Raw genomic sequence first — 12,729 nt, 5'->3', positions numbered from 1 at the left:
GGTTCGTCAGATCTTCTAGTATTTCTCAATAAGAGCATTCACTACTTCTTCCAACTTCATCCCACGTGAACCCTTCACAAGGACAATGTCTTTCGGTTGAACCTGCTCATTGAGATGTTTAATCAATTCTGCCTTGTCTGTAAATGTAAATACGTTAGTTCTCGAAAGATTCTCACTAGCTGCTTCAGCTATATGTGAAGATAATGGTCCGAATGTATACAATAAATTCACTGTGTCAGTAGTAATATAGCGTCCTATTTCAGCATGATACTCGTTCTCCTGCGCGCCAAGCTCCAGCATGTCCCCGAGCACTGCGATTTTACGTCGAAATCCTTTCATACCATATAGCACATCAATCGCAGCTTTCATCGATGTTGGACTCGCATTATATGCATCATTTAACACCGTTAAGCCATCTGCTGTAACGATTTGTTCAATACGCATACCAGTTAACTGCACGTGCGAGAGTCCTTCTTTCATGTTGTCTTCATTCACATTGAAATAACGTGCAACTGCAAGTGCTGCTAAAGCATTAAGTACGTTATGACGTCCAAGCAATGGAAGATCTAGACTAAGCTCCTTATGAGCATACGATGTAAAAATAATACCTTTACCGTGAAACATCATTCCAGTCGGATAATCATCATTATTTGAATCGATACCAAACGTATATGTTTGTAAATCAACTGGTTTTAGTGTAGCTGAATCAGCTAATATTTGTGGAATCAGAGGCTCATCACCGTTATAAATAAGTAATCCGCCAGGTTTCATTCCACTCACAATTTCTAACTTCGCCAAGGCGATTTCCTCGCGTGATCCCAACTGCAGGAGGTGAGACTCTCCAATATTCGTAATGACAGCAATGTCAGGTTGTGCAATGGTTGAGAGAATGCTGATTTCATCACGTCCGCTCATCCCCATCTCTAGCACTATAATATCTATATCTTCACTCATTCCAAGAATGGTAAGTGGAAGACCAATATGATTATTAAAGTTGCCTTCTGTTTTATGAACCTTGTAAGTCGTCTCAAGAAGTGCTGCTACCATATCTTTCGTTGTCGTCTTACCATTACTTCCTGTAATACCAACTACTTTGCTTCCTATTTCTTTCAAATAGGATTTGGCAAGTAACTGCAATGCTACCAGCGTATCCTCTACCTCAATAACGGCACCGACAGGATGTATACCTCGGTTCCGTTGCCACAACGTTGCACCTGCCCCTTCCGCCAGCCCTCTAGCTGCAAATTCATGCCCATCATACCGTTCACCTACGAGCGGAATGAATAAGCTTCCCTCAGCAATATGACGAGAGTCTGTCGTAACGCCATGAATTAGCTTTTCTGGATCCTGAGTATGCGCGATCGTTCCACCGCACATCACAGCGATCTCACCCAATGTTTTATTAATCACTATTGTAAACTCCTTATCGCTTCCTTGGCAACGACACGATCATCGAACTCAAGCGTCGTCTGTCCAATTTTTTGATAGGTCTCATGACCTTTCCCCGCAATCAATACTACATCTTCAGGGCTTGCCATATCAATAGCCTTTTGAATAGCTGTACGCCGATCTTCAATCAATTGATAGCGATCTTCGGAAATATGATCTTCGACTAGGCCCTGTTCAATTTCCTTTAATATAGCTTCTGGCTCTTCTGTCCGGGGATTATCAGAAGTTACAAAGACCACATCACTATACTTTGCAGCAATTTTTCCCATCAATGGACGCTTCGCTCGATCTCGATCCCCACCGCAACCAAAAACAGTTAGAATGCGTCCTTGTGCGAACTCTTTCACAGTCTTCAAGACATTCTCAAGTCCATCTGGTGTATGAGCATAATCTACAATAACTGCAAATGGTTGGCCTGCATCCACCGCTTCGACACGTCCATCTACACCTGCTAACGATTCAAGACTGCGTCTTATTTCCTCAAGTTCAATTCCTTCAAGTAATGCAGCCGTTATTGCAGCAAGTGCGTTATAAACATTAAATTTACCGACCATTTTTAACTTAATATTTGTGCTTCCTTTGAAGGTAGCAACATGGAATTCAGTGCCCTGCGAGGTAATCGAGATTTGAGTAGCTCGCACATCCGCACTTTCATCTAAACCATATGTCACCACTTCAGAGGACGTAATATTTTTGAAATAATCAGAAGCAGCGTCATCTGCATTCAGCACAGCGAACTTCCGTTTATCTGGACTACTCTGGAAGGAGTTCCCCATTCTAGAAAAGAGTAATCCTTTCGCTTCACGATACTTCTCCATCGTATTATGATAATCCAGATGATCTTGAGTAAGATTAGTAAACACAACTGTGCGGAAGTCAGTCCCCTTAACCCGGCCTTGTTCCAAAGCATGAGAGGATACTTCCATCACACAACAGCGAGTGCCACTTACACCCATATCATGCAAAGAACGCTGTAATTCCAAAGCTTCTGGCGTTGTTCCAGACATTGGGAAGGAACGCCCTCCATAACGCATTTGAATGGTACCAATCAGCCCCGTTTTCATACCATGATCATTCATAATTTTCTCGATTAGATAAGCGGTCGTTGTTTTCCCATTCGTTCCTGTAATTCCAATGACCTTCATTTGTTTGCTCGGTGACCCAAAGAACGAATCTGACAATACAGCCATCGCATAACGGCAGTCTTTTACGATAATCTGTGGCAGGTCAATATCCAATTGGTGTTCTACAACGAGCGCTACCGCCCCTTTGGTCATAGCTTCCTCAGCATAATCGTGTCCATCGACCGTATGACCAGGCAAGCAGATAAATAAATCCCCGGCGATAACTCTCTGAGAATCCGTTTGTATTCCAGATATTGTAATATCGCCATTTCCAATAATGCGTTTGATCATTAAGGTTGAAGCTAATTCATTAAGTCTCATCTCTAAATCCCTCGCTTATTTCAATTGTCGCCAACAAGGACGAATATTACGAACTCCCCATATATATACGAATGGTCGATCCCCGCTCTACTCTGCTGCCCGGTTTGGGCGCCTGACTGACAACGGTTGTACCACTTCCAGATTTAGAGAGGTTGAAATTCATATTGAGCTCCTCATATAAATCCTGAACTGTTGCACCGACAAGATCAGGTACAGTGACAATTGGGGTCTCTCCATATTTATATTCCTTTGTCATTTGATCTTGGCGTTCGGGTACTTTCATGTAGTGAAGTGAATCCTCTAGAATATTCTGCACAATAGGAGCAGCAACAACACCACCGAATTGAATCCCCTTCGGGTTATCAACAGCTGCATACACGACAATTTGTGGATCGTCCGCTGGTGCAAATCCGATAAATGATACGATATGCTCCGAAGCAGAATAACGACCATTGACGACAATTTGCGCCGTCCCCGTCTTTCCGCCAACTCGATATCCATCGATAAAAGCTGGCCGACCTGTTCCTTTAGCTACGACACTTTCCAATGCCTCTCTGACTTTAAGAGAAGTCTCTTCTGAAATAACACGTCTTACCAGTTCCGGTTTATTCTCTTCTACAACCGTATTCGTTTCCGTATTAATCCATGCCTTTGAGATATATGGTTTGTACAGATTCCCTCCATTTATCGCAGCTGAAACAGCCGCCACTTGCTGGATCGGTGTAACGGATACTCCTTGACCGAAAGATGTTGTTGCTAACTCCACAGGACCTACTCGAGACAATTTGAATAATATACCATTCTCTTCCCCATTCAGATCAATACCTGTCTTGGCACCAAAGCCGAAATCTTTTATATATTTAAAAAGAGATTCTTTACCTAGCCTTTGACCTAATGCCACAAACCCTGGATTACAGGAGTTCTCTACAACCTCAAGAAAGGTCTCACTACCATGACCGCCTCTTTTCCAGCATTTCAGAGTAGCTCCTCCTACTTTAACATAACCTGGATCAAAAAAAGTGTCACGCTCCAAATCAACTTTTTTCTCTTCTAATGCGGCTGCGAGCGTTATGATTTTAAAAGTAGAGCCCGGCTCATAAGTCATCCAAATGGGGAGGTTCCGATTATACACTTCAGACGGATACTCCTGATATTGTGCTGGTTCAAACCCAGGTCTGCTAGCCATCCCAAGAATCTCCCCCGTTTTGGGATTCATCGCTATAGCCCAGGTGCCGCGAGCTTGAAACTGAACCATGGCTTGATCTAATTCACGTTCTATAATGGACTGGATGGGTTTATCGATGGTGAGCTCCAGACTCAAGCCATCCTTCGGTTCAGCATATTTCTCCGAGGAACCTGGCATCAATCTTCCCGCTGCATCAGACAAATAGGATACGTTACCATCCAAGCCTTTCAACAGATCATCATACTTTTGCTCAACCCCTGTTATCCCCTGATTATCAATTCCAGTAAACCCGAGAATATGAGCAGCTAGATCACCATAAGGATAATACCTTTTATTATCCTCTGCAACAATGATACCCGGAAGCTTCAAATCACGAATTTTCTGAGCAAGCTCCATCGTGATCTTACGTCCACCGGGTTGTAATTTTTCATTTGATTTTTTCTTCGTTATGATCTTCATAATATTCTCTTGGCTCATACCAAGTAGAGGTGATAATGTCGCCGCTGTCGTTTCGGGATCCTTAATCTGAACGGGAATCACCCATACTGTCGGTGAACTGACATTGTAGGCCAATGCAATTCCATTACGATCTAGAATCTCTCCTCTTTTAGCGGTGAACGGAAGATCTCTACGCCACAGTGCCTCTGCTTTAGCCGATAATTCCTTACCTTGTCCAAACTGTAAATATGCAAGCCTACCTATTAGAGCTGTGAACAGAACGCAAAAGAACAGCAAGCTCCATAGTAGCCTCCGTCTCAGCGTCATATTTGAAACTTTCATCGCATACCCTCCCTAGTGATCCTTACTTCATTTCATGATCCTTATTCCTATCATGATTATTCAGGATTACTAGGGCTTAGAACAAGCTATCTTCCCTACTCTTCTTCTTTTACGTCTTCATTTACATCTTCTTTGACACTTTCATCCATGTCTTCATAAAATGGATTCAAAGTTAATTGTACGATCACATTCCCTTGATCTTGTATTTCTTGTTGCTCAACGACATAGCCTTCACCTTCAACGCTAACTTTCAATTTCATTAACGTCAGCACCTGAAGTGCGTCTCTCAAAGACTCCCCTTTTAAATCAGGAACTTCCATCGTCTTGCTATCTTCAGTTAGAAGGTAGATCCGTTGCCCACCGCTCATTATAGAACCTTTCGCAGGATATTGTCGAATCACATTATTACCTTTTCCTAATGTTTCGTATGCGATACCTGTATTAAGCAATTCACTCTTTGCAGATTCAATCGATTTCCCTGTTAATTCTGGAGTCGTATACTTAATCACTTGCGAGCTACTATCCTTATCTGTACTCTTATTAGAGCCTTCGCTATTAGCTATTCGTGTTTTAGGTACATTCATATACTGAAGAGATTGGCTTACTATCTTTGCAAATACAGGTGCTGCGACTGCACCCCCACCCGCATTAGGATCATTGGGCTCATCCATGATGACAATGACAGCAATTTGGGGATCATTGACAGGAGCATATCCCACAAAGGATACGACTGCTTTTTTGTCATCATAAACACTCTTACCAGCTGCATCTTTAACGAGTTTAACAGCCGTTCCTGTCTTACCTGCTACTCGATATCCTTCGATATAAGCATGGCGACCTGTACCAATCTCTTGGTCTGCAACTACTTGTTCTAGATAACTACCCGTTTCTTTCGCCGTCTCCGGTGATATGACCTGTCGGATCACTTCTGGTTTGGTCACTTCAGTTATCCCTGTATTCGGATCATGAATTTCTTTAATGATATGCGGTTGCATCAATTTCCCACCATTAGCTATCGCAGCGATAGCTGTCACCTGCTGTATCGGAGTAACTAAGACCCCATAACCATAGGATGCCGTTGCAACTTCGACATTCCCGGGTAGATCAATAGGCCAAGAAGCCTCACCAGCCATCTCTATTTCGGTCTTTTGCCCAAAACCGAAGTTATTAATATATTGAAGCAATCGCTCTTTCCCCAACATTTCAAATCCCATCTTTACAAATGCCACGTTACTCGAACGCTTGACTCCTTCTAAGTAGGATATCGTACCCCAACCTGCACGTTTGATATCCTTTAGTGTCGTCTTGGTACCTTGTACTCTGATCTGACCTGATACATACTCGTCTGTCGGTTTAATTAACTTCTCTTCTATCGCACCCGCCAAGGTCACAATTTTAAATGTGGAACCTGGTTCATATAGTGACCTCACTGCATGGTTATAGTATTTCTCCGGTTCTGGTGTTTCCCAGAATGAATTAGGATTGAAAGTAGGCATATTGGCTAAACCTAGCACTTCCATCGTGTTGGGATCTACAGCGATCACAGTCATACTAATCGGTTTGTATTTCTCAACGGCCTCTTTCATGGCATCTTCAATATAATACTGTATCGTATCGTCAATGGTCAGTTGGATATTATTCCCATTTATCGCCGGCACATAGACCTCATCTGCATTGGGCAGTTTATCTAATTGTCCATCACTTTTGTAATTTATCGACCCATTCGTTCCCCTGAGCATATCATCGTAAGTGGCCTCTAATCCTAAGATTGCATCACCATCACGATCTAGATAACCTAATATATGTGCTGCTAAATTGTTTTTAGGATAGTATCGCTTTTGTTCTTTGAGCAATCCAATACCTGCATCTGGTTTCTTTTTATTATTCTTCAATTGAGTCTTTATCTCGGCTATTAACGCAGCTACCTCATCACGCTTAGCCTGATCGACCTTCCAACCTTCCGTACGAACCTCTCTGCTAGTCCGAAGCACACCCTTATCATCAGTTGCTGTTACTAGCTTACGTAGCTCATCCTCATCTTTTCCGAGAATTTGATGTAACCCGGCTACCACTTCTTCCTCGATCCCATTCTCATGAATCACTTTCGGATTCACAGTCACCGTATAGGCAGGTGCATCAATCGCGAGTGCATTACCTTTTCGATCTGTTATCGTACCCCGTGTAGCAGCAATGACATCTTGTTTGGACCAATTCTTAACGGCTAGTTCATGCCATTGATCTCCTTTTACAACTTGAATGATAAATACTCTAGTTATTAAAATAGCAAAAAGGAGGGTTATGCATCCTCCTACAAGCAGTGTGCGTAGCTTTATTCTTTTTATCATGCTTAGTCCTCACATCCACTATTTTTGTGCTGCATCTACTTTAAGATTTCCAGTAGTAACATTTGAACTAGACACACGAGGGACATAAATGACACTAGCCTCCTCGGGAAGTACATACCCTTCTTTAATTGCGGTTTCAACAATCTTTTCTTTCAGAGTTTGCCTCTGAACTTCCAACTGAGAAATCTTAAGTGTATTACCTGAGATCACAGCACTCACTTTTTGGCTCTGTTTATTTAATTCATAAATATGTGCGTACCGCCAAATAACAAGACTTGCCAAAGCGACACACACTAGAACCGTAAATAAATATAGAAGCTTTTCTCTAATCGGAATCGAGGTTCGGCGAGTAATAACTTTTGTCTGCTCACGATATCCAGGAGATACTCGTTCTATTGGTTTTGGTTTTACTGCTAAATTGCCACGCGTATACGCCATTCATTCTCTCCCCCTGAGCTCTCCTGATTATCTTTTAAATGTAGTTCAAAAAGTCAGCTTTTGATCTGCGACTTTTTGAACTTTCACTTTTTCCAAATACAGTTTAATTATAGTTTCTCTGCGACCCGAAGTTTGGCAGATCTTGAGCGAGAGTTCTCTTCAAGTTCCAATTCACTTGGAACGATAGGTTTTCGATTTATTAGTTTAATTTGACCTTGATTTCCGCATACACACATTGGAAAATCAGGTGGGCATGTACATTTCGCAACATAACTGCTAAGTATCTGTTTACAAATACGATCTTCCAACGAATGGAATGTAATAACCGACACTCTTCCTCCTGGTGCCAGGCAACGAACCGCTTGATGCAATCCTTCTTCGAAAGCCCCAAGTTCATCATTTACCGCAATTCTCAGACCTTGAAAACTACGCTTGGCAGGATGTCCCCCTGTTCTTCTCGTAGCTGCTGGAATGCCTTCTTTAATAATCTCGGCTAGTTCTCCAGTAGTTTGTATCGGTTGTTTCTCACGCCGCTCTACGATCAACTTAGCAATCCGTCTAGAGAACTTTTCTTCACCATATTGAAATAACACCCTAGCGATCTCTTGTTCAGACCATGAATTGATAATAATATCCGCTGTGAGCTCTGCCGATTGATCCATTCGCATATCTAACGGAGCATCAAGGTTGTAACTGAACCCACGCTCTCCCTCGTCAAACTGCGGTGAAGAAACACCTAAATCGAACAATATACCATCTACTTGTGGGATACCATCCTTCTCTGGAACAGACTGTTCCTTCAGGGTCTCTTCCAAATTACGAAAGTTTGTTTTCACTAAAGAAACTCTATCGCTATATGGGGCTAATTTCTCCTTAGCATGCTCTAATGCCCAGTCATCTTGATCCAGACCAATTAATCTTCCATATTCTCCAAGCTTTGATGCGATTAAGGAACTATGTCCCGCGCCTCCTAAAGTACAGTCGACATAAATACCATCTCTCTTGATGCGCAATCCTTCTGCTGCTTCTTCTTTGAGCACTGTGATGTGATGAAACAAAATGTAATCCCTCCAAAATATTAAAAATCAAAGTTAAAATCGACTAATTTTTCAGCAATATCGTTAAATGATTCTTCAGATTGATCGTAATATTCATTCCAAATTGGTTTGCTCCATATTTCCATCCGGTTAGATACACCGAGAACAACGCATTCTTTATCCAATTTAGCGTAGTCTCTGAGATTGCCCGGTAGATTTACCCTGCCCTGTTTATCCCATTCACATTCTGTAGCGCCTGAGAAAAAAAATCTAGTGAAAGCCCGTGCCTCAGATTTCATTAACGGAAGTGATTTAAGCTTCTGTTCTAGCAGTGTCCATTCTTCTCTTGGATAGACAAAGAGACATTGATCTAATCCACGAGTCACAACGAATGAGGTCCCTAAAAGTTCACGGAATTTGACAGGGATAATAATCCGCCCCTTATCATCAATGCTATGTTGAAATTCTCCCATAAACATTGTTCCAATCACTCCTTAGTCCGATTTCCCCACTTTGCACCACTTTACACCACTTAACAATACTTTATTCGCCACTAAAAATCAAAGTCCTTCTTTATGAGTTAAATACTGTAAGTGAGTCTAAAGTCTCTAATCCAGCATTTTCCGATAGACTATATTCGGAATTAAAAATGACATATTAAGCATCACACCGCCCTTTCCAAGCAATTTCATCACCTTTTACAATCTCTTAAAGTTCATTAAATATAGGTCTAATGACCCTTATAAAAAATTATACTTTTAGTGTCTAATATGTTATGAGAGTAAGCCATAGAATTAAACTCATTAAAGAAGAACATAAATAAAGGCGACATTCCACTCAAATTTGAATGGAATGTCGCCCTGATTTATTGAATTTTATTTCACGAAATTGGCTCTACACTAAAATCTGGGTTTAACTATTTCGATAAGATCCGTTGTGAAGTAACATAAGAACCACCTTGCTACCGTTCTTAACGCCTACACCAATGTTTCATTATCGTGTTAAACCTAGTTCGTATTCCAACTTTCTAAATAAGTCGCTTGTTCGGGGCTTAACGTATCTAGTGAAATACCCAAGCTTTCTAATTTATATCTTGCCACTTGTTCATCAATAGAATAAGGAACACTAATAACTGCTTTACCCAATTCCTCGTAATGTTCATTCACATATTTAAGAGATAGAGCCTGCAATGCGAATGTCATATCCATAATTTCTGCTGGGTGACCATCACCTGCTCCTAAGTTGACTAAGCGTCCTTCAGCAATCAAATACATCTTGCGTCCGTCCTTAAATTGATATTCCTCAATATTCCGGCGGACAGTACGAACAGAACTAGAGCGAGCAAGAAGTTCTGGCTTATTCACCTCAACATCGAAATGCCCAGCGTTAGCAAGAATTGCTCCATCTTTCATCACATCATAATGCTCACCTGTAATGACATCACGATTACCTGTTACGGTAATAAAGAAATCGCCTAATTTGGCTGCATCAACCATAGTCATAACATGAAATCCATCCATATGAGCCTCAACAGCCCGAATTGGATTCACTTCTGTAACAATGACATTAGCACCCAGTCCTTTAGCACGCATCGCCACCCCTTTACCACACCAGCCATATCCCACAACAACGACTGTTTTACCAGCTACAACTAAGTTCGTTGTCCGATTAATCGCATCCCACACCGATTGGCCCGTACCGTAACGATTATCGAAAAGGTATTTACAATATGCATCGTTGACAGCAACCATAGGCAGCTTAAGCATTTGATCCTTCTCCATAGCTTTAAGCCGTAGAATACCCGTAGTTGTCTCCTCCGCACCACCCCGAATGTTCGCAAGGAGATCGGGTCGTTCCGTATGGAGTATTGTGACCAGGTCACCACCATCATCAATAATAAGATCAGGTTTGGTCTCAAGCAACGTAATCAACATCTTTTTATATTCTGCTGGCTCCGGATTATGCTTAGCCAGCACAGTAACACCATCTTCCACCAATGCAGCACATACATCATCCTGCGTGGAGAGAGGATTACTTCCTGCGATCGTAACTTCCGCCCCGCCTGCCTTCACAACTTTGGCCAAATAAGCTGTCTTTGCTTCCAAATGGAGTGATATGGCTACCTTCAACCCTTTAAAAGGCTGCTCCGCTTCAAATTGCTTACGTATCCGATTAAGGACTGGCATGTGAGCCTCGACCCAATCAATCTTCAAATGGCCTTCAGGCGCTAATGTCATATCTTTAACGATGCTGTTCTTAAGTGATGCAGAATTCATAGTACTCCTCCTAGTAGTTGAAATTACATAAAAATAACGCGATGCTCTTCTGAGTAATCAACCGTCATATCCATCAAATCACTAATCAAAGACAATCCATAGTGATTCAGATATTGATATACATTATATACTCTCTCTTGTGGCTTACCATTAGGAAATAATGAAGCTCCTATCCGATCCCATTGACGAAGCTCCGCATCATGTCGTTGTTCAAGTGCTTCCTTCGACTTACGCTCCAGATATGAAATCTGATCGATAATCTTCCCCTTATTACTCTGTCCCAACGTATATAATCCTTTTTGCAAAATTCCAAGATCATCTATTAACGGCTCATACAATTGTTCAAAAGCTTTCCGTGCTTCCGCAAACTTCTGGTCGATCTGTAATGAATCTTGTTGAGATAACCATTGCTCTCGACGCACTTGTAGATGATGTTGCAAATCCTGAAAAGAAAGGTCGTACTTCTCCATATACTTCAGTTGTGTTCTATCAAGTAGAGTAAAGGACATCCGTGGCAGTAATATCGGCATCTTCAAGCCCATAATTTCAAAAGCTTGTCGTGTAATAGCCCAGTAAGCAATTTCTCCCTGACCTAACACACTCGCAAGGACCGGAAATAGTGAATCTTGCATGATCGGTCGAGTAAGTACATTATTACTGAAACGCTCTGGGTGCTTCTGTAGCACCTCCAGCAGTTGATCCTGTGTGAAGGACACCAGTCCTTTACGATCCATGAATTTACCATCTTGCTTCAACAATAGAAGCCTATCCCCATTATGAAGGTAGAATAAATTGGCACCCTCATCTGATACGTCGGCTTGCAACTTATAACCTAAGGATGTTATCTGATCAGCAGATGAGCGATAAGCATGCGATAATTGTTCATTCTGCTCAATCATCGACTGAAAAATAGGCGCCTCAAGCTTACGTAATCGAGGATCTGCTGAATCTAAGAGTACGAGACCATATTCTCCAAAGATATCACCTAACTGTTTTGCAAATGCATCACTTAGATTATCTGATGTATTCGTTGAATATTGAATTTTAGCCAAAATTTCGCCCTTCACATCACTGTCCGGCAACATCTCTGTCAATGACTTAACGGCTTGATCCCACTCCTGTGGAGAAACAGGAGTATAGCTTACGGATGTACGTGAAGTCATATATTTAGGCAACATAAGCTTAGAAGACTGTTGCTTATCCGCTGTTTTCAAATACGTATGGTTTACCTCATCCCAGTCATGATCTTCACCCGCTATCCAGAATACTGGCACTACGGGACGCTTCAGACGTCTTTCCGCTTCTCTAGCAGTTTGTATAATGGTGATTGCTTTATATATCACAAGCATAGAACCGGTGAACAACCCACTTTGCTGACCACCCGTTACAACCAGTGTACCTGGCTTTTCTAACATATATAGCGATGTATGTACTGCATCGTGAGAGTTATGCTTCTCATTATACTCTTTCAATATCTCAACCAAGGCATGACGATTTACCCGTCTGTCCTCTGTATCATCCAACCATTCCACTCGATCACTCCAGGTCTGATCACAGTGGTAATCTTCACCGTAGAGCGGTATGACTTTCTCATAATGATGAATATAATCATCTGCCAAAGTCGAGCCGCTTTGCAATGGCTCAGAAACAACTTCCATCGGGTATACCTCCTATTCTTACACAATAAAGAAATCCATGAAGATTATCTAAAATTCTTACTTGATTGTATCTAATATGCCTCTTTCAGTCAAAAGGAAGTTCTATACCCCCTGC

At 41.7% G+C, this 12,729-nt stretch carries 9 protein-coding genes; all 9 read right to left on the bottom strand.

Annotated features, from left to right (window positions below; all coding sequences use genetic code 11):
- Positions 1–15: 15 nt before the first annotated feature.
- Positions 16–1,410, bottom strand: coding sequence for a UDP-N-acetylmuramoyl-tripeptide--D-alanyl-D-alanine ligase (locus AC1TO8_RS06065; RefSeq protein ID WP_482054713.1), 1,395 nt, complete (start codon positions 1,408–1,410; stop codon positions 16–18).
- The gene (locus tag AC1TO8_RS06060) at positions 1,410–2,894 is read right to left on the bottom strand and encodes a UDP-N-acetylmuramoyl-L-alanyl-D-glutamate--2,6-diaminopimelate ligase (protein WP_482054712.1); all 1,485 of its coding nucleotides are present in this window, start codon (positions 2,892–2,894) and stop codon (positions 1,410–1,412) included. The genes AC1TO8_RS06065 and AC1TO8_RS06060 overlap by 1 nt, the downstream gene beginning before the upstream one ends.
- Before the next feature lie 46 nt (positions 2,895–2,940).
- Complete coding sequence (locus tag AC1TO8_RS06055) at positions 2,941–4,860, bottom strand: stage V sporulation protein D (protein ID WP_482054711.1); 1,920 nt, start codon at positions 4,858–4,860, stop codon at positions 2,941–2,943.
- 95 nt (positions 4,861–4,955) lie between these two features.
- Positions 4,956–7,205: a penicillin-binding protein gene (locus AC1TO8_RS06050; RefSeq protein ID WP_482054710.1), complete on the bottom strand. Its 2,250-nt coding sequence runs from the start codon at positions 7,203–7,205 to the stop codon at positions 4,956–4,958.
- An 18-nt stretch (positions 7,206–7,223) separates the two neighbouring features.
- Positions 7,224–7,643, bottom strand: coding sequence for a hypothetical protein (locus AC1TO8_RS06045; RefSeq protein ID WP_482054709.1), 420 nt, complete (start codon positions 7,641–7,643; stop codon positions 7,224–7,226).
- A 107-nt stretch (positions 7,644–7,750) separates the two neighbouring features.
- Positions 7,751–8,701 (bottom strand): 16S rRNA (cytosine(1402)-N(4))-methyltransferase RsmH, encoded by a 951-nt coding sequence (gene rsmH / locus AC1TO8_RS06040; RefSeq protein WP_482054708.1) that lies wholly within the window; start codon positions 8,699–8,701, stop codon positions 7,751–7,753.
- A 20-nt stretch (positions 8,702–8,721) separates the two neighbouring features.
- Positions 8,722–9,159, bottom strand: a complete 438-nt coding sequence (gene mraZ / locus AC1TO8_RS06035; RefSeq protein ID WP_482054707.1) for a division/cell wall cluster transcriptional repressor MraZ — start codon at positions 9,157–9,159, stop codon at positions 8,722–8,724.
- Positions 9,160–9,687: 528 nt separating this feature from the next.
- Positions 9,688–10,956 carry an adenosylhomocysteinase gene (locus AC1TO8_RS06030; protein ID WP_482054706.1) on the bottom strand — a complete coding sequence of 423 codons (1,269 nt, stop codon included), beginning with the start codon at positions 10,954–10,956 and terminating at the stop codon, positions 9,688–9,690.
- Positions 10,957–10,979: 23 nt separating this feature from the next.
- Positions 10,980–12,614 carry a bacillithiol biosynthesis cysteine-adding enzyme BshC gene (bshC, locus tag AC1TO8_RS06025; RefSeq protein WP_482054705.1) on the bottom strand — a complete coding sequence of 545 codons (1,635 nt, stop codon included), beginning with the start codon at positions 12,612–12,614 and terminating at the stop codon, positions 10,980–10,982.
- Positions 12,615–12,729: the final 115 nt, after the last annotated feature.

Source organism: Paenibacillus sp. Y859 (assembly GCF_056786405.1).
This window is presented reverse-complemented; position numbering and strand designations above follow the sequence as displayed.